The sequence below is a fragment of the Nocardia sp. NPDC059195 genome, assembly GCF_042754695.1.
Classification (GTDB): Bacteria; Actinomycetota; Actinomycetes; order Mycobacteriales; family Mycobacteriaceae; genus Nocardia.
This window is the reverse complement of the sequence record NZ_JBHZBG010000013.1, coordinates 117,467-141,421: the sequence shown is the minus strand read 5'-3', so window position 1 is coordinate 141,421 and position 23,955 is coordinate 117,467. Positions and strand designations below refer to the sequence as shown.

Sequence of the window (23,955 nt, the reverse complement as noted above, 5' to 3'; positions counted from 1 at the left end):
GGTGTGGCCTCCCAGCGCGGGCGCGGCCGTTCCGATCCGGACGCGCCGTACACCTCGATTGCCGGGTTCCGCGATCCACTGGCGAATGAGCAGAAGCCGAGTAAAGGCGCGGCGCGACGGGCACAAGCGGCGCGACTGGCCGCCACCGACGGGCCCCGTGACAAGGGAGCCGCGCGGCGGGAACAGGCCGCACGGCTCGGCACCGACGAACCGCCCGCCGAACGTAAGCCGCGCACCAGGGGTCAGCGCATCCGGCGGCTGCTGCTCGCGTTGTTCGTGATCTTCGTGTGTGTGCCCGCGCTGCTGTTCGTCGCGGTGTATTGGAGCTCGGAGATCCCCGAACCGGCCGAGGTCGCGGTCGAGCAGCCCGCCACCGTGCTGGCCGCCGACGGCACCACGGTGCTGACGAAATTCATTCCGCCACAGGGCAACCGGATTCCCATCCCGCTCACCGAGGTGCCGTATCCGGTGCGTGACGCCGTGCTGGCGGCCGAAGACCGCACCTTCTATACCAACGCCGGTTACTCGACCAGCGGCTTCCTGCGCGCCGCCCGCGACAATATGACCGGTCAGGACAATGCGGGCGGCGGCTCGACGATCACCCAGCAGTACGTGAAGAACGCCTTCCTCAGCTCCGAACGCACCGTCACCCGCAAGATGCGGGAGCTGATCATCGCGGCCAAGATGGCACGGCAGTGGAGCAAGGACGAGATCCTGTCCGCCTACCTCAACACCATCTACTACGGGCGCGGGGCGTACGGAATCGCGGCCGCGGCCAAGGCCTATTTCGACAAGCCGGTGCCTGCGTTGACCCTCGCCGAGGGCGCGGTGCTGGCGGCCGTGATCCGCTCGCCCTCGGTGCTCGACCCGGAGAACCATTTCGACCAGTTGCGGGCGCGCTGGCAATACGTGCTCGACGGGATGGTCGAGATGAGCGTGCTCGCGCCCGGCGACCGTGACGCGACGGTGTTCCCGCCGATCATCCCGCTCGACGATGTGCCCGTGGAGGCGGCCACGCTCGGACCGGAAGGGCATATCCGCACCCAGGTGCTGCGCGAATTGCGTGCCGCGGGCCTCGACGACGCCGACATCAACACGGGCGCATTGCAGATCATCACCACCATCGACGCCGCGGCGCAGGCGGGCGCGGTCGATTCGGTGCGTGAGCGGTTGTCGTGGCAGCCACCGGAACTGCGCTCGGCGGTGGTGTCGATCGATCCGCGCAGCGGGGCGGTACGCGCCTATTACGGCGGTGAGGACGGGGCCGGCTTCGATTTCGCGCAGGCGCCGCTCCAAACAGGTTCCGCGTTCAAGGTTTTCGCGCTCGTCGCCGCGCAACGGCAAGGCATTCCGGTAACGCGGGCGATGGACAGCTCGCCCATCACCGACCGCGGTACCGAGATCACCAATGTCGAGGGCGACTCGTGCGGGCGCTGCTCGCTCGCCGAGGCGCTCAAACGCTCACTGAACACCAGCTTCTACCGGCTCACCATGACGATGGCCGACGGCCCGCGCTCGATCGCCGAGGCCGCGCACCTGGCAGGCATCCCCGAGTACATTCCCGGCGTCGATGGCGTCACCCTCGCCGAACCGGACGGTTACCCGCTCAACGGGATCGTGCTCGGGCAGTACCTGGTTCGCCCCATCGACATGGCGTCGGCGTACGCGACGCTGGCCGCCTCCGGTGTCTATCACCAGCCGTACTTCGTGCAGAAGGTGAGCACCGGCGACGGGCGGGTGCTGCTCGACCGCAGCTGGGAAACCGCGACGGGCAAGCGACATTCAGAGCCCGAGCAGCGGATCTCCGCCGAGATCGCCGATGCGACTACCTCGGCGATGCTGCCGATCGCCAACTACTCCAACGGCCACGGGCTCGCCGACGGCAGGCAGTCGGCGAGCAAGACCGGAACCACCCAGCTCGGCGAGACCAAGGACAACAAGGACGCGTGGATGGTCGGGTACACGCCCTCGCTGTCCACCGCGGTGTGGGTGGGCACCGAGCAGCCCCAGGCGCTGCGCACCGGTCGCGGTGGGGCCGTGTGGGGTTCGGGACTGCCCGCCGACATCTGGAAGCAGTCGATGGACGCCGCGCTGGCGGGGACACCGGTCGAACAGTTCGACGCACCACCGTTGCCGAGCCCGCCGCTGGTTCCGGTGCCGGGTACCGGGCCTGCGCCGACGCAGGGCCGTGGCTTCGACATCTTCGGTCCGCCGACGAACGCGCCGAACACTCCGGCACCACCGCCGTTGATCATCATCCCGCCCGCACCCAACCCACCGGTCCCCGGTGAGTTGTTCCCCGGACTCGGTGGTGAAGGGCCGCGATAGATCACGAGTTGGCGCACCCACACCCGGCTACCCTAGGGACATGGCAACATCGTTGCCCAGAGCGCGAACCGCCCGACCAGGGGTCGAATGATCCCGGCGCGGAACCTGTCGGACCGATACGGGAGGATGTGCGGTCGGTACCGACATGCGACGACACTAGACATAGGGGCTACGCAGGTGGATTTCAATGTCGTTGACCGTCCCGAGACGCTGATCGCGGGCACGGTGCTTCGCAGCCCGGCGCTCGCCGTCGAGGGGCCGCGCCGCGCCAAAGTGGTCGAGGCGTGGGCGAACCTGCGGACGAGGACGTTACCGGGGCCGGTCGCGACGGGCTATGTCGATTTCGCGCCGGAGATCAACTCCTACCTCACTCACATCGTCGGCTACGAGTGCAAAACTCTCGCCGACCTGCAGGCGGGCGACGTACTCGGCCGGATTCCAGCGGGCCGCTACGCGCGATTCGTGGCCAGTGGCGACAATCTCGGCGACACCATCGTCGGGCTGTGGCGCCAGGTGTGGGACGCGGAGGCAGCAGACGAATTCGTGCGCGCCTATACCGGCGATTGCGAGCAGTATCCCGACGAGCGCACGGTCGAGATCTTCGTTTCGCTGATCGATGAGAAGGACAGCTGATGGCCGTGGATTTCGAAATCGTCACCCTCGACGACGGTTTGATCGCCGGTCTCACGGTGCCGCTGGCCGGGCGCGAGGTAACCGCACGCGATCTTGATCTGGTGAATTTCACCTGGGATCGGTATTTGTCGCGGGAGAAGCCGGTTCCCCGCGCGGCTGCCTATATCGGCCAGAACGATCACGCGGTGGCCGTGCTCGGCTACGAGGTCGCCGGGCTGGACGACATAGACGAAGGCGACGTGCTCACCCGCATTCCCGCGGGGCGCTACGCCAAATTCGTGGTCTCGGACAAGCCCTACGATCTGCTGCGCACCGCCTGGGCCCAGGTGATCAAGGCCGAGAACGCGGGCACCATCACCCGCTCGCACACGGCGGAGCTGGAGCGCTACACCGGCCCGACTTCGGTCGAGGTGTACGTCTCCCTGGACTGAGAGCAACGAAAGAGGCCGGGCCCCAAGGTAATACCCTGAGTCCCGGCCTTCGCCGATCAGTCAGCCACAACGACCCGACCTCGAGGAGGGTCCGCCGCGCAGCGGCGTAGCGGCCCGGCCGCGAGTTAGCCGCCGTTGCGTCCGAGGCGCAGCCTCTAGCAACGGTGGCTAACTCGCGGCCCCCCAGGGGCCGCGCTCGAGCGCGCCAGCGCTCCAGCTATTCGGCACCGATGATGAACGCCTCGAGCTGAGTGCGCGCGACATCGTCGGCGATCTGCTCCGGCGGGGACTTCATCAGGTAGGCCGAGGCCGGGATGACCGGTCCGCCGATGCCGCGGTCCTTGGCGATCTTCGCCGCGCGGACAGCGTCGATGATGATGCCGGCCGAGTTCGGCGAGTCCCACACCTCGAGCTTGTACTCCAGGTTCAGCGGGGCGTCACCGAACGCACGACCCTCGAGGCGCACGTAGGCCCACTTGCGGTCGTCGAGCCACTCCACGTAGTCCGAGGGACCGATGTGGACGTTGCGGTCGTGGACCTTGCCCGCGAGCGAACCGGTGAGGTTCGACGTGACGGCCTGGGTCTTGGAGACCTTCTTCGACTCCAGACGCTCACGCTCGAGCATGTTCTTGAAGTCCATGTTGCCGCCGACATTGAGCTGGTAGGTGCGGTCGAGCACCACGCCGCGGTCTTCGAACAGCTTGGCCATCACGCGGTGGGTGATGGTCGCGCCGACCTGGGACTTGATGTCGTCGCCGACGATCGGGACACCGGCGTCGGTGAACTTCTTCGCCCAGACCGGGTCGGAGGCGATGAAGACCGGCAGCGCGTTGACGAAGGCGACGTCCGCGTCGATCGCGCACTGCGCGTAGAACTTGTCGGCCTCTTCCGAACCCACCGGCAGGTAGGAAACGAGCACGTCGACCTTGGCGTCCTTGAGCGCCTTGACGACGTCGACCGCGGGGGCCTCGGACTGCTCGATGGTCATCGCGTAGTACTTGCCGATGCCGTCGAGGGTCGGGCCACGCAGGACCGTCACATCGGTCGGCGGCACATCGGAGATCTTGATGGTGTTGTTCTCGCTGGCGAAGATGGCCTCGGCCAGGTCGAAGCCGACCTTCTTGGCGTCGACATCGAACGCGGCCACGAACTTCACGTCGCGCACGTGATAGGAACCGAACTTGACGTGCATGAGGCCGGGAACGACCTGGTTCTCGTCGGCATCCTTGTAGTACTGCACGCCCTGCACCAGCGACGACGCGCAGTTGCCCACACCGACGATCGCGACGCGGACTTCGCCGGATCCAACCTTGTTGACATCACTCATGGCCGCTCTTTCCCTCTTTCTGTGGTGCCGCCTTCGTCGATTGCTCCGCCGCAATCAACTCGTTGAGCCAGCGCACTTCGCGCTCGCTTGATTCCAATCCGAGCTGGTGGAGCTGCTTGGTGTAGCGATCCAGTGACCCGCTGGCCTTCTTGATCGCTTCCCGCAGTCCCTCTCGGCGCTCCTCGACCTGACGTCGCCTGCCTTCCAGAATCCGCATCCTCGCCTCGGCGGGAGTGCGGCTGAAGAAGGCCAGGTGAACGCCGAAGCCGTCATCGGTGTAGTTCTGCGGACCGGTGTCGGCAAGGAGTTCGGAGAACCGTTCCCGGCCGACCGGTGTGAGCCGGTAGACGCGGCGCGCACGGCGCGCGAGCGCGCCGACCGGTTGCTCCTCGGCGATCAGCCCGTCGGCCTGCATCCTGCGCAGCGTCGGGTAGAGCGAACCGTAGGAGAAGGCCCGGAACGCTCCGAGCAGGCCCGTCAACCGCTTGCGCAGCTCGTAGCCGTGCATGGGCGCGTCGAGGAGCAGGCCGAGAATCGCCAATTCGAGCACTGCCGACCTCACTCCCTGACTATGACGACCTGATCGGCCGAACGGACCTAACCGTGGATGCGACTTCCAACTATATCGGAGCGATACATCTACGCACAGTCGAATGTGACGCAGGCGTCATCGGCGCAGGTCAGTGCAGTGGGGTGCGCAGGAGCTTTTCGGGGGCGCACCCCACCTGCGAAAACACCCGAATTGGCCCGAAAATAGCCGGGGTGGTCGGGGAGATCGGATCAAACGATGCCATGGGCACGGGTATGCGAACCCCGCTACTCTGGTGATCGTGCGAATTCAGCGGCAGGTGGTGGACTATGCGCTCAGGCGCAGGTCCCTGCTGGCCGATGTCTACGCGGGGCGGGTCGGCGTCGCCGAGGTGTGCGACGCGAATCCGTACCTGCTCCGGGCCGCCAAGTTCCATGGCCGGGGCAGCGAGGCGACCTGCCCGATCTGTCGGAAAGAGCAGCTGACGTTGGTTTCGTGGGTGTTCGGCGATGGGCTCGGCCAAGCGGCCGGGTCGGCGCGGACGCCCGAGGAACTGATTCGGATGGCCGAGGCGAACGAAGAATTCTCGGTGCATGTCGTCGAGGTATGTCGCTCGTGCAGCTGGAACCATCTGGTGCAGTCGTATGTGCTCGGCACGGCTCCCGCCCCCGCCCGGCGACGGACGAGTTCGCGAGCCCGGCGCTCTGCTGCCGAATGATGGCTTGCCGAGCGACGGGGCTGCGCAGTGACGGGCGGCCCGCACAAGTGATGGTGGCCACCGCGTGATGCGCCACTGTTCGGGGTGCACCTTCTCCGCGCCGGTTCTCCGGCGCGGATGTTGTGTGCCCGAACCTTACAAGTTATGGAGATCTGGTCAGTGAGTTCGCCCTACGAGTCCTCCCCCCACGGCGATGATCCGCGCGGCGGCCGTCCGGCGCGGGGCGCACAACCGGGTCTCCCCCCACAGTCGGGTGATCGGCCCGGCGGTCCCCCGCCGCGTCGGCCGATGCCGCCCCAGGGTGCGCCCGGTGGTCCCGCGCAGGGTGGGCGTCCGCAGGGTGGTCCGATGCCTGGCGGACGTGGCCCGCAGGGGCCGCCGCCGAATCGTCCGCAGGGGCCGCCGCCGGGTGGGATGCCGCCGCGTCGGCCGGGTCAGCCCCCGCAGCGTCCGGGTGGACCGCAGGGTGGACCGGCTCCGCAAGGTGCGCCCGGTCAGGGCAGGCCGCCGCAGGGTAGGCCCGCTCAGCCGGGTCGTCCCGGCGCGCCCGCTGCCGGTGCCACGCAGAAGTTGCCGCGTCCCGGCGGCCTCGACGAGTCGACTGTGCGTTCGGGGCAGACCGGTGCGGGCCGAACCGTGCGTGGTTCGAACGATGACGTAGCCAGGACCGCCCGCGCGGGCGGTGCCGCCGCGGCCGCACGGGCCGGCGCGGGGCGACGCCCCGGTGGCCCCACGTCCGGTGAACGTCGTGCCACCGCCGCGGGTGGCCCGACCACCGGCGAACGGCGCGCCACGGGCGCGGGCGGCACACCACCGCCGACCGGTCCGCGCAACCGCCGCGGTGGTGGCGGGGGCGACGACGGCTCGGGTAGTGATGGTGCGGTGAAGAAATCGCCGTGGCGGATCGTTCGCCGGACGCTCTATGTCCTGATGGCGCTGGCCATCGTCGTGCCGAGCGCGGTGTTCCTGGTCGCCTACACGGCGGTGTCGGTGCCCAAGCCGGGCGATCTGGAGACCAACCAGGTAGCGACGATCTTCGCCAGCGATGGCACCACCGAGATCAGCAGAGTGGTCCCGCCGCAGGGCAACCGCACCGAGGTCTCGATCGATCAGATCCCGCCGCACGTGCGCAATGCCGTGATCGCCGCCGAGGACCGCGACTTCTACACCAACCCCGGCTTCTCGGTCTCGGGCTTCGCCCGCGCCGCCCGCGACAACATCCTCGGCAAGGAAAGCGCCGGTGGTGGTTCCACGATCACCCAGCAGTACGTGAAGAACGCGCTGGTCGGCGACGAGCGGTCGATGACGCGCAAGATGCACGAGCTGGTGATCTCGGCCAAGATGGCGCGGCAGTGGAGCAAGGAAGACATCCTCGCCGCCTACCTGAACACGATCTACTTCGGTCGTGGCGCGTACGGCATCGATGCCGCGTCCAAGTCCTACTTCGGCAAGCCGGTGCAGGAGCTGACCGTGGCCGAGGGCGCTGTCCTCGCCGCGACGATCCAGCTGCCCTCCATGCTGGATCCGGAGAAGAACCCCGACGGCGCCAGGACGCGCTGGAACTACGTGCTCGACGGCATGGTCGCGGAGAACAACCTGCCCGCGACGGAGCGTCAGGGAATGCAGTACCCGCAGGTGGTCTCGCTGGACTCGTTGGGCGACAAGAACAACGACGAGGGCCCGTCCGGCTTGGTGAAGAACCAGGTGCTCCAGGAGCTCTCGACCGCGGGCATCAGCGAGCAGCAGTTGAACACCGAAGGCCTGCAGATCACCACCACGATCGACCCGCAGGCACAGGACGCCGCGATCAAGGCCGCGCAGGGCAAGCTCGAAGGTGAGCCGGAGAACCTGCGCACCGCGGTGGTCTCGGTCGACCCACGCACCGGCGCGGTCCGCGCCTACTACGGCGGCAACGACGGTCAGGGCTTCGACTTCGCCAGTGCCGGCCTGCCGACGGGCTCCTCGTTCAAGGTGTTCGGTCTTGCCGCGAATCTCGAACAGGGCATTCCGCTTTCGCAGCTCTACGACAGCTCGCCGATCACCGTCAACGGCATCAAGATCGGCAATGTCGAGGGCGAGGGCTGTGGCATGTGCACCATCGCCGAGGCGCTCAAGCGTTCGCTGAACACCAGCTTCTACCGCATGCAGCTGGATATGCAGAACGGTCCGCAGAAGGTCGCCGATATGGCCCACAAACTCGGTGTCGCGGAGGAATTGCCCGGGATCGGCGAGACACTGACCGAGCCCGGCGGCGTCGGCCCCAACAATGGCGTCATCCTCGGCCAGTACCAGTCACGACCGCTCGATATGGCCTCGGCCTATGCCACCCTGGCGGCGTCGGGCGTCTACCACGCGCCGCACTTCGTGCAGAAGGTCGTGACCGCCGACGGGCAGGTGTTGCTCGATCGCGGCGAGCCCGCCGGTGAGCAGCGGGTGAGCGCGGCCGTGGCCGACAACGTCACCGCGGCGATGAAGCCGATCGCGGCGTACTCGCGCAACCACAACCTGGCCGGTGGCCGGGACTCCGCGTCCAAGACCGGTACCCACCAGCTCGGCGACACCGGCAACAACCGCGACGCGTGGATGGTCGGTTACACCCCGTCGCTGTCGACCGCGGTGTGGGTCGGCACCGAACAGGGCGACCCGCTCAAGAACTACGGCGGCGGCAGCATCTACGGTTCCGGTCTGCCTTCCGACATCTGGAAGGCGACGATGGACGGCGCGCTGTCCGGCACGTCGAACGAGTCGTTCCCCAAGCCCTCCCCGATCAAGGGTCAAGCCGGTGTGCCGGAATGGTCGGCGCCCTACACCGCACCGTCCACCACCGCTCCGGTGCTCGTGCCGCCGGTGATCGTGCCCTCGCAGGTCGAGATCCTGCCCGGCATCCGGATTCCGGTGCCGGGAGTGCAGCAGCCCGCGGTGCCGCAGTCGCAGCAGGCGCCGGAGACCGGTGCGGGCCCGCTGCCCGGCCAGCCGACGGCGGGACCGGACGGCTCGCCGTCGACGCCCGGAAATGGCAACGGCGGGTCGACCAGACCGAACAACGGCGCCGGCGGCAACGACGACGAGAGCAGCGGCGCGGGAACCACGCCGACCCGATCCCGGTAGCCACCGGTAGCCTCGGATGTCGTGACCGATCAGCAACTCGCGGACCAGCCGGCGTCGAGTAGTACCCGGCCGGGCCGCGAGGTGGGGTACGTGGCGCCGGCCGGCCTGGCGCCCGACCTCCGCTCGATCGACGCGCGCGACCGGCCCAGCCGCAACGATGCACTGACCGCGCAGCTCTCCACCGTGATCGGCGGCCCGGTCGGCGATCACGCGCTGATCGGGCGGGTGCGGTTCTGGACGCCGCTGCGGGTGCTGTTCGCTTTCACGGTGATCTTCCTGGCGCTGGGCTGGACGGCCAAGGCCGGCTGCATCCAGCAGACCAGCGACGGCGAGGGCGGCCTGATGCTGGACTGGAACAACGGCCGCCAGTACGTGGCCATGTGCTACTCCGACACGGTGCCGCTCTACGGCGCCGAACGGCTCAACGAGGGCGCGTTCCCGTACAAGAAATCTTGGACCGAATCAACGCCCGACGGTGGTACCGAGACCAGATACATGGAGTATCCGGTGCTTTCGGGTCTGTACCAGTACGCGGCGATGCAGATCGGCAATGTCTGGGATCACCTGCCGCTACCGGGCGCGATGTCGGTGGTGGTGTATTTCAACGTTGTCGCGCTCGGCCTTTCGGTCGGCTGGCTGATCACGGTGTGGGCCTCGTCGCGATTAGCCGGGCGACGGGTGTGGGATGCCGCGTTGATCGCGGTGTCGCCGTTGGTGATCGTGCATATGTTCACCAATTTCGATGCCCTCGCAACGGCTTTCGCGGCCACCGGACTACTGGCGTGGGCCCGGCGTAAGCCTGTTCTGGCCGGGGTGCTGCTCGGACTCGGCGGGGCGGCGAAGTTGTATCCGTTGTTGCTGCTCGGGCCGATCGTGGTGCTGTGCATGCGGATCGATCCGATGCAGCGTCAGCCCGCCGCACGGGCCGGGCTGCGGTTGCGTGATGTCGGCAGTTTCGACAGCGCGCGCACCTGGTTGCGCGAAACACCAGCGAGGACACACCTTTTCGCGTTGCGCCCGCTCGGCGCGGCCACCCTCACCGTGCTCGCCGCCGCGGGAACATGGGCGGCGGTGAATCTGCCGATCGCGGCGCTGTACCCGGAGGGCTGGCGAGAGTTCTTCCGGCTCAACACCACTCGGCACGCCGACCCCGACTCGATCTACAACGTGATCACCTCGTTCACCGGCTGGGCCGGCTTCGACGGGCCGATCGGGCACGGCGAGCCGCCGACCATCCTGAACACGGTCTCGCTGCTGGCCTTCGTGGCCGCCTGTGCCGGCATCGCCTACCTGGCGCTCACCGCGCCACGGCGCCCGCGCCTGACCCAGTTGTGCTTCCTCGTCGTCGCGGCCTTCCTGCTGACGAACAAGGTGTGGAGCCCGCAGTATTCGCTGTGGCTGGTGCCGCTGGCGGTACTCGCGCTGCCACATCGGCGAATCCTGCTGGCCTGGATGACGATCGACGCGCTGGTCTGGGTACCGCGGATGTACTACTACCTCGGTGAGGACAACAAGGGCCTGCCGGAACAGTGGTTCACCGGCACCGTCGTCCTGCGCGACCTCGCGGTGCTCGGCTTGTGCGCACTGATCGTCTACGAGATCCTGCGCCCCCAGAACGACGTGGTCCGCCGCGACTTCGTCGACGACCCCGCGGGCGGTGTCCTCGACCGCGCCCTCGACCCGCTACTCCCCTGGCTCCCGGAATTCCTGCGCCCGAAGCAGGCGAAGGTCAGCGCACGGCCCGTGTCGGTGCTGGACTGACCGGACCACCCCGGTTCTACATTCGCAAGTAGCGGGCTTGGAGTTCGGGTTCGGCGGGGAGCATGTCGAGATCGAGTTCCCAGGCGTTGCCTGTCCATGGGTCGAACAGGGGGGTGCCGGGCATCGTCGGCAGGTGCCTGCACGACTGGGCGAGGAAATCTACTGGGCCGTCACCGAATTCGCCGCTGCCGCTGCCGACGATGACCAGGGACAGGCCGATCAGGTCGCCGCGCACCATCAGCTGGCCGAGGCGCACCACGTCGCTGCCCTGATAGCCGTGCGGGAAGTCGGCGGCGACCAGGATGCGGTGTTCGGTTGGGGGTACGGCTTGTCCACTGTTGTAAGCGATTTCGGCGAGCTCGGCCGCGTGGGCGAGCTCGGCGAGGCGGGCGGAGATGTCGCCGTGGTCGGCGATCACCGGGCCTGCCAACAATGGCGCGAGGGGGGCGGCGAGGGTGCGCAAGCCGCCGGTGAGGTCGATCAGGTCGACCTTGGTCGGCTTGTCGGGGATCGCGGCGACGAGGCGGGCCACCACCGCGCCGATCACGCGCGCGGCCGCGCCGGTGGATTCGGTGTCGACCCACAGCGGCCGATTCAGCGGCACCGGAACGCAATACGGCACGCGCAGGCCGCCGCGGTCGAGTGCGTAGAGCTCGCCGAGCCGGATGCCGTCGCTGCGGGCGGCGCGGGTGGTCCATGCGGGAGCGAGCCAGGAGGCCAGCGCGGCGGGCATGGCGGCGTCGGCCTCGGCGATCTCGTTGCCGAGTTGGTCGCTGTCGCGACGGTGGTCGGCGTCGGCGAGGGCGACGAGTTCGTCGTGGCGACGCTGAGCTTCGGTGCGGGCCGCGTCGGCGGCGGGGGTATTACGGGTAGCCGGATTCGACACCGCTTCGGAGAGTTCTTGATCGAGGCGTCTGGTCGCGTAGTCGCGGGCCGAGACGAGCGCGGCGGCCGAGCGCGCGGCGTCTTCGAAGATCATCCACATGCGTTGCAGGCCGTGGTCGACTTCGAGCGGAATGCCTGATGCGGGTCCGGGTCTCGCGACCGTCTCGGTGGGGGCGCTCGGCGGTGCCAGTGGTGCGGCCTGCCATGCCTGCGCCGGTGCGGGCTCGGGCGCGGTCACGCCGTGCGCGGCGAGCAGTTGTGCCGCGCCGCCCGCGTAACCCTGGCCGAGCGCCCGCAACTTCCAGCCACCACCGCGCCGATACACCTCGAGGCAGATCAGCGCGCTCTCACCGGCAGTCGGCGCGATCACGAATTCAGCCGCCGGACTGCCCTTTTCGAACAGCGCGGCGGTGACGGTGCCGAGCGTCTGCCCGCCGACGACGTACAGCAGCACAGCGTGCGCGTCGGGCCTGATCTGCGACAGCGTGAGATCCACCGCCGCCCCGGCGAAGCTCACGCCAGGTGCCGCGGGCCGCGACGCGCACACATGATCGTGCACGTCGCGAACCCGCAGATCCTCGCCGACCACCAGCGCCCCGAGTTCGACGGTGCCTGCGGTCTGCGCGGTGAAGCGCACGGAATCAGCGGTCAGAGCAGTGTTCTGCCCCGCCTTCAGGTGAATCACGGTGTCTGCCCTGCTCTGTCGCTATCTGATTGTGTCTCGGTCAGTCCGCTCGGTTCAATTGCCGCCGAGGAATCGGCCCAGTTGCGGCACCGCTTCACCGGGGTGCTTGGCATTGAAGCCCTCGCCGAGCGCCTGCATCTTCCAGTCGGCGCCGACGCGGTACACCTTCGCCATCGCCATCGCGGTGAACGGCATGCCACCCGCGAGGGTGTAGCGCGCCAGCTCGGCGTTGGTGGTGCCGTCGATCAGGCGGCTGAACGCGTTCTGCACCTGTTCGAAGGAGTGACCCTTGTACGAGGTGACGATGAACAGCAGCGTGGTGATGTGCGCCGGGATCCTGGTCAGGTCGACGAGGATCATCTCGTCGTCGCCTTCGCCCTCGCCGGTGAGGTTGTCGCCCTGGTGGCGCACCGAACCGTCCTTCGACGACAGCTGGCCGTAGTAGGCCACGTCGACGAGGTTCTGGTCGGCGAACAGGCAGACCGAGGCGTCGAGGTCGATGTCGACGGTGCGGTTGCCGAACATTCCGCGCGTGCGCACCGGGTCCCAACCCAGGCCCATCTTCACGAAGGTCAGCGCGGCGCCGCCTTCCTTGCGCAGCGTGACCCGCTGGCCCTTTTGCAGGCTGACCGGGCGATCCTTGCTCAAACTGATCTCGCCGGGCGGCTGCTGCTGCGCCAGCGGCGCACCCTGCGCGGGCGGCGGGTAGCCCTGTCCGGGCGGCGGCGGGTAGCCACCACCGGGCGGCTGCTGGGCCGGGCCGGGCGGGGGCGGATAGCCACCACCGGGCGGGGCGTAGGCAGGGGCGGGCTGCTGCGGGTAGCCGGGCGCGGATTGCGCCGGGTACGCGGGCGGGGCCTGCTGCGGCGGGGGCGGCGGGGGCGCGGCCTGCTGCGGAGCCGCCTGGGCAGGCGAATCATCAACCTGCACACCATGATCAGTGACAAGTGCCGCGAACCCACCGGCGTAGCCCTGACCGACAGCGCGCACCTTCCAGCTGCCCTGACGGCGGTACAACTCGAGCGCGATCACAATCGACTCGGCGTTCAGACCGTCGATCTGGTAGCTGAACAGCTGATTGCCCGACGCGTCGGAGACGATGGCGGTGGGCGGGGCGAAGCGGCCGAAGTTGCTGTTCGCGTCGTCGAGGGTGATCACCGCGCGGATCTGATCGATGTCGGCGGGTACCGCGGGCAGCGAAACAGCAAGCGAGGCAGGCTGACCCGCCGGTCCGGGACGTAGATCGACACCCGGTCCGCTCGGCTGGTTGTAGAAGACGAAATCAGCGTCGGTGCGGACCTTGCCCTGCTCGGTCACGAGCAGCGCGGACAGGTCGGCCGGTGCGGTGACCTGGAGCGAGATCACCACGTCACTGACGGCCACCGGGCCGTTCTGGCCCTTGGCGAGTGTTGCAGACAAGTTCGACCCTTCGCTTGTCGTTGGTTGGTGTCGACGGAACTCGCCTGCCACTCTACGAGAAACCGGGCGCACGCGTCCGTGCTCTTCGCCGTGGGTACCCATTGTTCGGCGGCGCGGGCGGAGTTTCACCTGATCGGTTAGGGTGACGACGCAGTCGGACGACGGCGGTTCGCCCGCCTATTCAGAGGGGACAGCGGCCTGTCATGGCGCAATTGTTCGAAAAGTCGAAGAGGGTGATCGAGGCGCAGCTCGCGGGGACGAGTATCCGCGCGATCGCCGGCTCGATGGTGGCCTACGAAGGCAATGTGGGATTCAAATCGGCCGGGTTCGGCGGCGGCGAGGGCGTGCTCAACGGCCTCAAGCGCCGCGCCACCGGCGAGAAACTGTCACTGATGGAGTGCAACGGCAACGGGCGCGTGTTCTTGGCGGTGAACGGCCAGAACGTCACCGTGGTGAACCTGAACAACGAGACGTTGCAGGTGGAGTCGCAGCAGCTACTGGCCTTCGCGGGCAATCTGCGCACCGATGTGCGGTTCGCCGGGGTCGGCGGGATGTCGGCGGGCAGCGGGCTGTTCACCACCTCGGTCAGTGGTCAGGGCCAGGTGGCGCTGCTGTCGGCCGGTGGGCCGCTGATTCACCTCGAGGTGTCGCCGCAGTATCCGCTGATCGTGGATCCCGATGCGTTCGTCGCTTCGCGCGGCAATCTCAACCAGTCGTTCGTCACCGATGTTTCCTGGCGGACGATGGTCGGTCAAGATGCGGGCGAGGCGTTCTCGCTGCGGTTCGACGGCCAGGGTGTCGTGCTGATCCAGCCGGCGGAACGGTAGGGGCAGGCTATGTTCGAGATGGTCAACAGCAAGGTCGTCAAGGTCGATGTCGGGCAGGCGGGCGGAGTAGTCGCTCGCTCCGGCGCGATGCTGTTCTACACGGGTCAGGTGGCGTTCGCGCCGCACCAGATTCCCGGTGCCGGTCAGGGCATGGGCGGCGGCGGTGGTTTGATGCGGATGGCCGGGCAGATGATGGCCGGTGAGCACGAGCGGACCATGCTGGCGCAGGGAAACGGTGTTGTCCATTACGGATTCGCCGGGCTCGAGGTGCACGTGGTGCAGATGCAGCCGGGCGCGGTGATGCGGGCCGAGGCTTCCCGGCTGCTCGCGCAGTCGGCCGGTTTGCAGGCTTCCGTTGTGTCCGTGGCCAGTTCGGGTGGCGGCGGCGGTGGCGGCGGTGGCCTGATGGGCGCGCTGCGTGGTGCCGCTGCGGGCGTCGCGACCGGCACGGGCATGTTCACCACGCAGCTGAGTGGACAGGGCTCAGCGGTGCTGCTCGCGCACGGTGGATTCCTGGAACTTCAGGTGGGCGGACCGAATCCGATCGTTGTCGACCCGCAAGCGTTCGTCGCCGCGTACGGCAATGTGCAAACCGAGTTGAAATCCGCGATGAGCTGGCGCGACGCGGTGGGACGCGGCGCGGGCGAGGCGATGCAATTGCATTGCCACGGACAGGGTGTGGTGTACGTGCAGGCCTCCGAAGAGAAGTTGTGAACCGATGAGCGAAATCCTCTCGCCGATGAATCTCGGTGCCAGCGACAACATTCCGGGCAACAGCTACGCCTACAGCATCGACCTGACCGGTCCGTGGTTCATGCGCAAGGGCGCGATGATCGCCTACTACGGCCAGATCGAGTTCCAGATGCTCACGCACGGGCTACAGGGCGGCCTGATGCACATGGTGAGCAGCCAGTTCTCGGCGCCGCTGTTCGCGGGCGACTACGTGGTGGCGCAGGGTCACGGCAAGCTGATCATCGGCGACCGCGGTTACGACATCAATTCCTATGACCTCGAAGAAGGCAACCTCACCATCCGTGGTGCGAATCTGCTGGCCTTCGAGCCGGGACTGGCGCTCAAGCAGTCGATCGTGCCCGGCTTCCTCACGCTGATCGGCACCGGCAAGTTCCTCGCGTCGTCCAACGGGCCGGTGATGTTCGCCGAGCCGCCCCTGCGCGTCGACCCCGAATCCCTGGTCGGCTGGGCTGATTGCCCGTCGCCCAGTCACCACTATGACCAGGGCTGGATCGGCAGCTTCCTCGCGGCGGGCGCGGCCAGGATGGGCGCCAACTCCGGCGAGGAGCGTCAGTTCGACTTCACCGGCGCGGGCACTGTGCTGATTCAGTCGACCGAGAAGATCATGAGCGACAACGCGCTGGTCCGCACCATCGAGGGGCAGCTCCAGAGCGGTGTCACGGTCGGTGGTCTGCAGCGCATTCAAGGTGTGATCGCTCAGCAGCTGGCTGGTCAGCCGCAGCAGTACTGATCGCGTCGAACCCGGGTGCCGTTGCGGCACCCGGGTTTTCGCTGGTTAACCGACCGGCACGGTGGCGCGCTGCGCTGCGGCGTGGAACCAGTCGAGGATCTCCTCGCCTGCCAGGATCCCCGCTGCCGTGGTGACCGTGAGGTTGGGCGCGGTGAAGTTCAGTTCTTCCAGTTCGCCGTGGCGCGGGCGGATCGCGGCATCGGCCGCCTTCAGCATCTCGGCGTCCAGAGCGCCGTCGCCTGCGGTGAACAATGTTGCTCCGGTTGCCAATTCACCGGACTCCGTCAGCCTCCGGCGAACTTCGGCGACGGCGAGACTCTTGCAGACGGCGTCGGGCATGGTGTAGATCTTGCGGCCCTGCTGCGACGCCGACCAGCCGTTGGCGCGGCACCAGGTATCCCATTCGGCGAGGAAACCGGCGGGGACCTCGTCGGGGAGGACCACCAGGTAGCAGAACAGCTCGTCGGCCTCGCGGTACTTGGTGACCCAGGAATCGTCTATGCGCGAACGTAATTCGGCGCCGACATCGGCGAGGGTGGCCCCAGACGCGTTGACTTGGTCGTCGATGGCGACGCGCCACGCGGGGTCGGGAATGCCGTCGACGAGGATGTTGCCACCGTTGCTGGTGATGGCGTAGCGCCACGGGGCACCGGGGAGGGTGATGCGCTGGAACTGTTCGATCGTGCGGGTGGTCGTGGGGATCACCGGGGCGATGCCAGCGAGTTCGCGCAGGGCGGCGATGGCGGTGGTGGTCATGTAGGAGAGGGGCTCGCCCTCGTAGTACTCCACACACTCCTTCGCGACGGCTTCGGCACCACCGAAGCCGTTGCGGGAGAAGATCATCGTGCGATCCAGATCGGTCGCGAAGAGGGACTCGGCGGTCACCGGGATAGCTCCTTGATCAGGCCCATACAGGAGTAGGCCAGGTCGGGGACCACTTCCACCGGGACATTGCGCGCCGCGGCGAGCAGGCGGATGTGGGCGTGCTCCGGTGCGTCTGCCTCGCGGACCAGCACCCGCCACGGTACCCGGCGCAACAGCACGCGGGTGGTCTCACCGACGCCGGGTTTGACGTAATTGACTGTGCTGATGCCGTATTCGGCGCGCACCTTATCCACCGACGCCCAACCGGACCAATCCGGCGTGCGGTCGGAATCTCTGATCGCGGCGACGGCGGCCGGTACCTTGTCGCCGATCGCGTCGAAAGCCTCTGTGACGGTGTTGATCAGCTGATTCGAGACATCGGCGCCCATCAGGTCGCGGTAGAACTTGGCACCGTGGAACTCGCCGGGGCCGATCAAGGTGTCGTTGAGGACCGTTCGTGAAACTAGCCCTGACACTGTCGAATTCAGGCAAGCCGAAGCGATGAGAAAGTCATCGCGGGTGCCGTAGGTTCGCACACAGTTGGCGGGATCGGCCAGAACGACGAGCTCGTCGTTGAACCTGGCGCCACCCGCGGCGTGATACGCGTCGAGAGCGGCGGTGAGTTCGTGGGTGATCGCGCCCTTGCCGGTCCAGCCATCGACGAAGACGATCGAGGACGGGTCGTGGTGGTGGGCGAGGTAGTCCAGTGCCACCGCGTCGATCCCGCGGTCACGCACGATGGAGACCGCGTAGTGCGGGACAACCAAAGGCGCGCGGCCGATTCCGCTCGTGAGCCAACGGCGCATGAGTACACCGACCGGGGTTCCCGCCCTCGCCAACGAAACGAGCACGACGTTCTCGCCGCGTTCCGCGACCACTAGTTCGGCCACGGTCGCCACCGCCAGCGCGAGTCGCTCGGCACTGTCGGCCAGCACGCGATCGAAGAGGTCGCGGTACTGGGCGTCGGGCTGGAACTCCACCGGCAACGACTCGGCGTAATGGGCCACACCGGCCTGGATGCGCCGTTCACGCTCCGTCACATCGGCTTCCAGATCCGCGTCCGAGAGATCCTTCAGCAGCCACGAAACATCCTCGGGCGCATAAGAACCGAACTCAGGGCCGTGCAGGGCCACGGGGAGCCGACCAGCACCCGGCTCAGCGGACCGGCCTGCGTGCAACGCACGTGGATCCGCGCCGGGGAGCACTGCGATCAGGACGTCGGCACCTGACGCGGTGAGGACGTCGACCAGGCCGCCGGGGGCGACCAGTTCTGGGGTGTCGGCGGGGGGATCGATGACGACCAGGAGGACGGGGTCGGCATCGGGCCACTGGGCGTTGTACACGTAGCGGTGTGCGGTGGGGTCGGGTTCCGGGGCAGTGAAGCGGAAGCCACGGCGGAGGGGATAGCCGGGTTCGTCGAGGACGTATGCCGGTGAGCGGGTGGTGGTTTGGAAGCGCGTGGGGGTGCCCGCGTCGGCCAGTTCGGCGGCTAGGCGGAGGGGGAGGTACATGAGTTCTTCGTGGCCGATGACGATGACCGGGCGGCCGGCGAATTCGGCATCGAGGCGGGTGTTCACCTCGTCGGCGACCGATTTCACCGCGACGTCGAAGGCCGCGCTGTCCGAGCGAAGGATGCCGTGTCTGCCGCCCTCTGGAACATCCGCGGGCCAGGTCAATTCGATGCGACCGGATGAACCCGGCTGGGTTGCCATCGGATTCAGCTGCGGATCGGGCAGTGCGGTGACGGTGTCGATCAGTCCCGATGGTAGCTCCGCGCGACCGGATGCCAGGCAGACCGTGTCGATCCGCGCACCGAGTTCGGCTGCGGCAGCTTCGAATTTGATCCGATCGGCGGGGGTACGCATATCCACCAGCGAGGCGAGCACGTAATGCGAACGCGGCGCGAACGCGTGCAGCGCGCGCACCGCGTCGATGGCGGTGTCGCCGGTGGAGATCTCGTCGTCGACCAGCACCAGCGGGAGATCGTTGGTGAAGATCGCCGCGGGCGCGGGCTGCAGCAGGTGTGAGGTGGCGTGCGAATGGCCTTCTTCGAAACCGGTCAGCGTGGTGGCTCGCGACTCGTGCCTGCGAGTGGAGTGCAGGTAGCAGCCCGCGTCGATCCGCGCGGCCACGCAGTGACCCAAACCTGTAGCGGTCTCGGCGAATCCGAGCACCACAGCTTCACGATCGCCCAGCACCTCGCGCACCAGATCGGCCAGGCGGTTACCCGCACCGATCACAATGCGCGGATCGGTCGGCAGGTGCTTGCCCAACACCGTGGACACCAGCAGATGCGCCCGACGCGGATTGCGACGCAGGCCCGGCTGCACCAGCGCGCCGATCGAAAGCGCACCCGTCAGCACGCTTTCAGCGGACAACGCGACAAACCCGCTGTCAGCCGGGATGGCATCCTCGACCGAGCGCGCGGCGAAGGACGCACCGTGATGCAGCTCGATACCGAGATTCACCGTCGCCCATGGTGTTTCGAACGCACTCATTCGGCGATCATCGCTGTCAGCAGATCCACGAAAGACACTCCCTTGTTCGCGACCCCGAACGCACGGGCCCGAACCAGCGTCTGGCGGGCCCAACTGCGGTGCGGGCGCATCTCATTCATCTTGTTGCGGTATTCCGAGGCCGCGACGCCACCCGCGTCGGCCTCCATGATGTCGAGCGCGTCGGCGTACTCCTCGTGCGTCACGACCTGTAGCGCGTGCACGACAGGCACGTGCGAGGGGTGGATCACCGTCTTGCCCTGGATGCCGTTGGCACGGTCCAGGGTGATCTCGCGCAGCAGGCCGTCGAGGTCGCGGCTCACCAGGTACTGCCGGAAAGTCACCGCGTCGGATTCCTCGAACGGCGCACTGCGCAGCAGCGGCCGGAACATCCGCTCGTGATCGGCGAAGTACTCCCACACCGGTCCGGTGATGATGAAGCCGGTGCCGTCGACGCGCCCGAGGTAGTTGACGATGTCGGCGATCACGTCGGCGACCACCCGCACGTCGTAGATCGTGAGGTCGCGGTCGCGGCGGATGCCGAAGGTCGAGCACATGTCGGTGGCGCCGACCCGCACCGCCAGCAACTGCTCACGGTGTCCACCGAGCAGTTCGGCGATGGTCGAGAGCTGCTCGTCGCGGGTCTGCCGGTGCACCAGGTTCGCCGATTCGAGCACCGGCATCGCGTAGACGGGACGGCCGAGCTCGCGGTTGGCGGCGTCGAGGGCGGCCAGGTAGGCGGGCCCGCTGACAGCGTCGAACTTGGGGAAGACGAATCCGGTGAGCACGTCGGCGCCCGGCCCGAGCGCGGCGACCAGCTCGCCGACCGACGCCGCGTCGCGGACCCGGATGAACAGCATCGGATTGGCGGATTCGCTGCGTGCGAGCAGATCCAGGGTGTCCACCGCGTGCTGTTTAGCGGCCTCGACCTGGTGATCGGCGACGGCGTCCTCGAGGTCGATCACCATCGAGCACACCCCCCGCGCGGCACGCCGGCGGATCGTCGCGGCGAGATCGGGACGGGTCGCGGGCACATACAGGGTCGCGCCGAGCGCGGTCGCCAATAGCTCCCGGTCGTCGTGGCCCTGAATCGGCTGCGGTTCGACCAGGAACAATTCCCGGCTGCGGGGACCCTGCAACTGCTGGAAATGGCGCAGCGGTACCTGCTTACGCAAGCAAACTTCCGGTGCGATGGCGTAGCCCGCGGTCATTCCCCCCACCTCTTCTGTCGACCCATGTCATTTCTACTGTTCGGCAACGTGTTTTCTGATGCGCTCGACCACTCCGGCGATGAACTCTGCGACGGTACCCAGCTCAGTCACATACGCCCAATAGTCTGGATGACGACCCGTCAGTCCAGCAGTGACGCGGTCGAGGCGTTCTGCTTGTGCATCGAGAACCGAGCCCCACTCGGCGACCAGTCCTCGGTCGACCGCGAGCATCTGCGCGTCCCGCAGCCGGAATCGTACGGTGCGGGCCTGAGCCTCGGGGTCGGTACGTACCTCGCGCAACAATTCGAGGCGCCGGGTGACGGCGTCGACCAACTGCTCGGCCTCGGCGAGGTACTCGCGTGCGGTGGCGGTCACATCAAGGGCGGTCTCCGGATCACGATCGGCTGCCGCGACGCGCGCGCCGACCAGCGCCTCGTCGGCGGCGTCCATGCCACGACGGCTTTCCCGCTCATTGTTGGTCAAGTCCGCCGAACTCGCAGCACTGAACTCACGTAACAGCGCGGAGTAGGCCGGGCCGAGCGCGCCCGCGCGATTGCGGACGGCGGCCAGCCGGGTGGTCACCGAGGCGATTGCGTTCGCCGCGGCCGATGCACGAGAAGGGGCCTGCGCCAACACATTCGACAATTCCGCCGTGGCCTGTTGCACAGCGTTGGCGGCCTCGCGCGCGCCCGCGACCGCCGTGCCGGGATCGACCGAAGAGGCTGTGATCAGAGCCTCATTCAGCCTCCTTACACCCGCGGAGATCGAGGGGTAGTTCGTGAATCCGGACGACGCGGCGGCCGCCAGTACCTGCTCGCCCTCGGCACGCACATGCGTGAGCAGCTGCGGCACCGACGCCCGCACGTTCGCGGCTTCGGCCAGGCCCGCACGATGCGCGTTGTAGAAATCGTCGACCCCACGTGCGGCGTCGTTCAGCTGCCTGACCAACCCGTCCGCTCTGGCCTGGCCGTCGGCGATCGGGGTGCCCGCGGCTTCGGCGGCGTCGAGCTCATCGGTGAAGCTCAGATACGCGCCCGCCGCGGCGTAGCACCGCGCGCGCACCGGCTCCCAGCTCGCGCCGATCCGGCGCTCGGGGAAGACCTGCTCACTGGCCACCACGCCCGCCTCCGCCGCCGTTTGCCTGCGATCCATATCCAGAAAGGCGGCCGACGTCGCGGCCCGCGCCCCGCTGATCCACTCATGATCCGCCCCAGATCTGAACCATCCGCGTCTGCGAGGTGTCACCGGCACATCCCCTTTCCGAACCGCGCATGCGGACCTCGTCGATCACTGCCGTCGATGGTAGGAGATTCCCCCCGTTAACCTGGGCTGCAGACGGTTCCTACGCAAGATCCGCGAAACCTATTACTGTCGTAGCGGTACCCGGCGATTCGGACATGCTGGGAAACGACACACCGGACTAACCGAAGGGATTCCCGCATGGGTGTCAGTCTGTCCAAGGGCGGCAACGTTTCGCTGACCAAAGAGGCTCCGAACTTGACCGCTGTGTCGGTCGGCCTCGGCTGGGACGTGCGCACCACCACCGGCAGCGACTTCGACCTCGACGCCAGCGCCATCGCGACCGGCGCCGACAAGAAGGTCGTCTCCGACAAGCACTTCGTCTTCTTCAACAACCTGAAGTCTCCCGAAGGTGCCATCGAGCACAAGGGCGACAACACCACGGGTGAAGGCGAAGGCGACGACGAGGTCATCGACGTCAACCTCGCCAACACCCCGCCGACCATCGAGAGCATCTTCTTCCCGGTCTCGATCTACGATGCCGAGACCCGCTCGCAGTCGTTCGGCCAGGTGCGCAACGCGTACATTCGCGTGGTCGACAAGGCCAACGGCACCGAGCTCGCCCGCTACGACCTGTCCGAGGACGCCTCGACCGAGACCGCGATGGTCTTCGGCGAGCTGTACCGCAACGGTGCCGAATGGAAGTTCCGCGCTGTTGGACAGGGTTACGCCTCCGGCCTGTCCGGTATCGCCCGCGACTACGGCGTCAACGTCTAGTCATCATCGCGAACAGGGGGCTCGACATATCGGGCCCCCTGTTTGTGCGAAACAGAAAGGTCCCTCCGCGTGATTACGCGCATCTTCGGCCTGTCCATCGCCATCACGGTGGTCTCGCTGGTCGTGGCTTACCTCTACGGTGGCTTGACCGCTCTCGCACTGTGCGCCATCCTCGGCATTCTCGAGGTGTCGCTGTCGTTCGACAACGCCGTCATCAACGCCACCGTCCTGGAACGGATGAGCGAGTTCTGGCAGCGGATCTTCCTGACCATCGGCGTGCTCATCGCCGTGTTCGGTATGCGTCTGGTGTTCCCGCTGGCCATCGTGTGGGTCACCGCGGGACTGAACCCGGTCCAGGCCTTCGATCTGGCCCTCAACCCGCCGGCGAACGACGCGCCGTACTTCAACAATGACCCGAACCAGCCCAGCTACGAGACCCTGCTCACCGACGCGCACCCGCAGATCGCGGCGTTCGGTGGCATGTTCCTGGCGCTGCTGTTCCTGAACTTCATCTTCGAGGAACGCGAGCACACCTGGCTGAGCTGGATCGAGAAGCCGCTGGCCAAAGCGGGCAAGCTCGACATGCTCTCGGTGGTCGTGTCCGGTACCGGCCTGGTGCTGGTCGCGGAGTTCCTCGCCGATGCCGACGACCGCTCGACCGTGCTTGTCGCCGGTCTGCTCGGCATGATCGTCTACATCCTGGTCGACGGACTCGGTTCGATGTTCCACACCGAGGAATTCGAAGAGGGCCCGCAGGGCGGACCGTCCACGCTGGTCAAGGCGACCGGTAAGGCCGCGTTCTTCCTGTTCCTCTACCTGGAAGTGCTCGACGCGTCGTTCTCCTTCGACGGCGTCATCGGCGCGTTCGCCATCACCTCCGACCCGATCATCATCGCGCTCGGCCTCGGCCTGATCGGTGCGATGTTCGTCCGGTCGATCACGGTGTACCTGGTTCGCCAGGGCACGCTGGCGGACTACGTGTACCTCGAGCACGGCGCCCACTGGGCGATCGGTGCGCTGGCGACGATCCTGCTCGTCTCGATCGGCGTGCACGTCAACGAGCTCATCACGGGCCTGGTCGGCGTGGCGTTCATCGGCGCGGCGCTCATCTCCAGCGTTCTGCGCAACCGCAAGGCCGAGCCCGACGCTGTGGAGGACGCCAAGGAATCCACTTCGGTCAGCTGATCCACGGCTGAAGGTTCACAGCGGCGGCGAGTCCCTTCCGGGATTCGCCG

19 protein-coding genes are annotated in these 23,955 nt (G+C 67.4%); 11 read left to right on the top strand and 8 right to left on the bottom strand.

The annotated features are described in order from the left end of the window. The first annotated feature begins 3 nt into the window (after window positions 1-3). The 3 genes from ACFXKN_RS18825 to ACFXKN_RS18815 all read left to right on the top strand — a co-directional run bounded on the left by ACFXKN_RS18825 (window position 4) and on the right by ACFXKN_RS18815 (window position 3,392). A complete protein-coding gene (locus ACFXKN_RS18825; protein ID WP_379433475.1) occupies window positions 4-2,328 on the top strand; it encodes a transglycosylase domain-containing protein in 2,325 nt (774 codons plus the stop codon). A gap of 177 nt (window positions 2,329-2,505) precedes the next feature. Beyond that, window positions 2,506-2,961 carry a GyrI-like domain-containing protein gene (locus tag ACFXKN_RS18820; protein WP_378947631.1) on the top strand — a complete coding sequence of 152 codons (456 nt, stop codon included), beginning with the start codon at window positions 2,506-2,508 and terminating at the stop codon, window positions 2,959-2,961. Next, complete coding sequence (locus tag ACFXKN_RS18815) at window positions 2,961-3,392, top strand: GyrI-like domain-containing protein (RefSeq protein WP_378947628.1); 432 nt, start codon at window positions 2,961-2,963, stop codon at window positions 3,390-3,392. Before ACFXKN_RS18820 ends, ACFXKN_RS18815 begins: the two co-directional genes overlap by 1 nt. Before the next feature lie 217 nt (window positions 3,393-3,609). Here ACFXKN_RS18815 and ACFXKN_RS18810 read toward each other — a convergent pair whose 3' ends face one another. Then, window positions 3,610-4,719 carry an inositol-3-phosphate synthase gene (locus ACFXKN_RS18810; RefSeq protein ID WP_379433474.1) on the bottom strand — a complete coding sequence of 370 codons (1,110 nt, stop codon included), beginning with the start codon at window positions 4,717-4,719 and terminating at the stop codon, window positions 3,610-3,612. After that, window positions 4,712-5,269: a PadR family transcriptional regulator gene (locus tag ACFXKN_RS18805; protein WP_364410910.1), complete on the bottom strand. Its 558-nt coding sequence runs from the start codon at window positions 5,267-5,269 to the stop codon at window positions 4,712-4,714. The genes ACFXKN_RS18810 and ACFXKN_RS18805 overlap by 8 nt, the downstream gene beginning before the upstream one ends. A 280-nt stretch (window positions 5,270-5,549) precedes the next feature. Between ACFXKN_RS18805 and ACFXKN_RS18800 the strand changes: the two genes are divergently transcribed. The 3 genes from ACFXKN_RS18800 to ACFXKN_RS18790 all read left to right on the top strand — a co-directional run bounded on the left by ACFXKN_RS18800 (window position 5,550) and on the right by ACFXKN_RS18790 (window position 10,835). Beyond that, entirely contained in the window at window positions 5,550-5,966 is a 417-nt protein-coding gene (locus tag ACFXKN_RS18800; protein ID WP_378709354.1) for a DUF5318 domain-containing protein, read from the top strand. Between the two features lie 930 nt (window positions 5,967-6,896). After that, window positions 6,897-9,074, top strand: coding sequence for a transglycosylase domain-containing protein (locus tag ACFXKN_RS18795; protein ID WP_379433492.1), 2,178 nt, complete (start codon window positions 6,897-6,899; stop codon window positions 9,072-9,074). A 21-nt stretch (window positions 9,075-9,095) separates the two neighbouring features. Beyond that, window positions 9,096-10,835, top strand: coding sequence for a glycosyltransferase family 87 protein (locus tag ACFXKN_RS18790; RefSeq protein ID WP_379433473.1), 1,740 nt, complete (start codon window positions 9,096-9,098; stop codon window positions 10,833-10,835). A 16-nt stretch (window positions 10,836-10,851) separates the two neighbouring features. Here the strand turns inward: ACFXKN_RS18790 and ACFXKN_RS18785 are convergent, their stop codons facing one another. Both ACFXKN_RS18785 and ACFXKN_RS18780 read right to left on the bottom strand, forming a co-directional pair. Beyond that, on the bottom strand, window positions 10,852-12,405 hold the full coding sequence (locus ACFXKN_RS18785; protein ID WP_378947619.1) for a TerD family protein: 1,554 nt from the start codon (window positions 12,403-12,405) through the stop codon (window positions 10,852-10,854). Window positions 12,406-12,459: 54 nt separating this feature from the next. After that, the gene (locus tag ACFXKN_RS18780) at window positions 12,460-13,824 is read right to left on the bottom strand and encodes a TerD family protein (protein ID WP_379433472.1); all 1,365 of its coding nucleotides are present in this window, start codon (window positions 13,822-13,824) and stop codon (window positions 12,460-12,462) included. Window positions 13,825-14,027: 203 nt separating this feature from the next. Between ACFXKN_RS18780 and ACFXKN_RS18775 the strand changes: the two genes are divergently transcribed. Genes ACFXKN_RS18775 through ACFXKN_RS18765 form a run of 3 tightly spaced genes read left to right on the top strand, consistent with a single transcriptional unit; the run spans window position 14,028 to window position 16,134 of the window. Further along, entirely contained in the window at window positions 14,028-14,651 is a 624-nt protein-coding gene (locus ACFXKN_RS18775; RefSeq protein WP_378947611.1) for an AIM24 family protein, read from the top strand. A 9-nt stretch (window positions 14,652-14,660) separates the two neighbouring features. Then, entirely contained in the window at window positions 14,661-15,365 is a 705-nt protein-coding gene (locus ACFXKN_RS18770) for an AIM24 family protein (protein ID WP_378947606.1), read from the top strand. 4 nt (window positions 15,366-15,369) lie between these two features. Beyond that, entirely contained in the window at window positions 15,370-16,134 is a 765-nt protein-coding gene (locus ACFXKN_RS18765) for an AIM24 family protein (protein ID WP_378947603.1), read from the top strand. A gap of 45 nt (window positions 16,135-16,179) precedes the next feature. Here ACFXKN_RS18765 and ACFXKN_RS18760 read toward each other — a convergent pair whose 3' ends face one another. Genes ACFXKN_RS18760 through ACFXKN_RS18745 form a run of 4 tightly spaced genes read right to left on the bottom strand, consistent with a single transcriptional unit; the run spans window position 16,180 to window position 21,856 of the window. Further along, a complete protein-coding gene (locus ACFXKN_RS18760) occupies window positions 16,180-16,977 on the bottom strand; it encodes an HAD family hydrolase (RefSeq protein WP_378948208.1) in 798 nt (265 codons plus the stop codon). A 38-nt stretch (window positions 16,978-17,015) separates the two neighbouring features. Further along, on the bottom strand, window positions 17,016-19,496 hold the full coding sequence (locus tag ACFXKN_RS18755; RefSeq protein ID WP_378947600.1) for a phosphoribosyltransferase: 2,481 nt from the start codon (window positions 19,494-19,496) through the stop codon (window positions 17,016-17,018). Continuing rightward, window positions 19,493-20,704, bottom strand: a complete 1,212-nt coding sequence (locus ACFXKN_RS18750; protein WP_379433471.1) for an HpcH/HpaI aldolase/citrate lyase family protein — start codon at window positions 20,702-20,704, stop codon at window positions 19,493-19,495. The genes ACFXKN_RS18755 and ACFXKN_RS18750 overlap by 4 nt, the downstream gene beginning before the upstream one ends. A gap of 33 nt (window positions 20,705-20,737) precedes the next feature. Then, window positions 20,738-21,856 (bottom strand): hypothetical protein, encoded by a 1,119-nt coding sequence (locus ACFXKN_RS18745; RefSeq protein ID WP_379433470.1) that lies wholly within the window; start codon window positions 21,854-21,856, stop codon window positions 20,738-20,740. A gap of 288 nt (window positions 21,857-22,144) precedes the next feature. On the opposite strand from ACFXKN_RS18745, the gene ACFXKN_RS18740 reads away from it, so the two are divergent. Both ACFXKN_RS18740 and ACFXKN_RS18735 read left to right on the top strand, forming a co-directional pair. Further along, window positions 22,145-22,720: a TerD family protein gene (locus ACFXKN_RS18740; RefSeq protein WP_379433469.1), complete on the top strand. Its 576-nt coding sequence runs from the start codon at window positions 22,145-22,147 to the stop codon at window positions 22,718-22,720. A 69-nt stretch (window positions 22,721-22,789) separates the two neighbouring features. Further along, complete coding sequence (locus ACFXKN_RS18735; RefSeq protein WP_379433468.1) at window positions 22,790-23,905, top strand: DUF475 domain-containing protein; 1,116 nt, start codon at window positions 22,790-22,792, stop codon at window positions 23,903-23,905. The last annotated feature ends 50 nt before the right edge of the window (window positions 23,906-23,955 follow it).

Excerpts from the sequence above, each read along its gene's own strand:
- ACFXKN_RS18815 (WP_378947628.1), top strand. The coding sequence starts at position 2,961 with ATGGCCGTGGATTTCGAAATCGTCACCCTCGACGACGGTTTGATCGCC.
- ACFXKN_RS18810 (WP_379433474.1), bottom strand. The coding sequence starts at position 4,719 with ATGAGTGATGTCAACAAGGTTGGATCCGGCGAAGTCCGCGTCGCGATC.
- ACFXKN_RS18795 (WP_379433492.1), top strand. The coding sequence starts at position 6,897 with ATGGCGCTGGCCATCGTCGTGCCGAGCGCGGTGTTCCTGGTCGCCTAC.
- ACFXKN_RS18775 (WP_378947611.1), top strand. The coding sequence starts at position 14,028 with ATGGCGCAATTGTTCGAAAAGTCGAAGAGGGTGATCGAGGCGCAGCTC.
- ACFXKN_RS18770 (WP_378947606.1), top strand. The coding sequence starts at position 14,661 with ATGTTCGAGATGGTCAACAGCAAGGTCGTCAAGGTCGATGTCGGGCAG.
- ACFXKN_RS18765 (WP_378947603.1), top strand. The coding sequence starts at position 15,370 with ATGAGCGAAATCCTCTCGCCGATGAATCTCGGTGCCAGCGACAACATT.
- ACFXKN_RS18760 (WP_378948208.1), bottom strand. The coding sequence starts at position 16,977 with ATGATCTTCTCCCGCAACGGCTTCGGTGGTGCCGAAGCCGTCGCGAAG.
- ACFXKN_RS18755 (WP_378947600.1), bottom strand. The coding sequence starts at position 19,496 with ATGAGTGCGTTCGAAACACCATGGGCGACGGTGAATCTCGGTATCGAG.
- ACFXKN_RS18750 (WP_379433471.1), bottom strand. The coding sequence starts at position 20,704 with ATGACCGCGGGCTACGCCATCGCACCGGAAGTTTGCTTGCGTAAGCAG.
- ACFXKN_RS18745 (WP_379433470.1), bottom strand. The coding sequence starts at position 21,856 with ATGGATCGCAGGCAAACGGCGGCGGAGGCGGGCGTGGTGGCCAGTGAG.
- ACFXKN_RS18740 (WP_379433469.1), top strand. The coding sequence starts at position 22,145 with ATGGGTGTCAGTCTGTCCAAGGGCGGCAACGTTTCGCTGACCAAAGAG.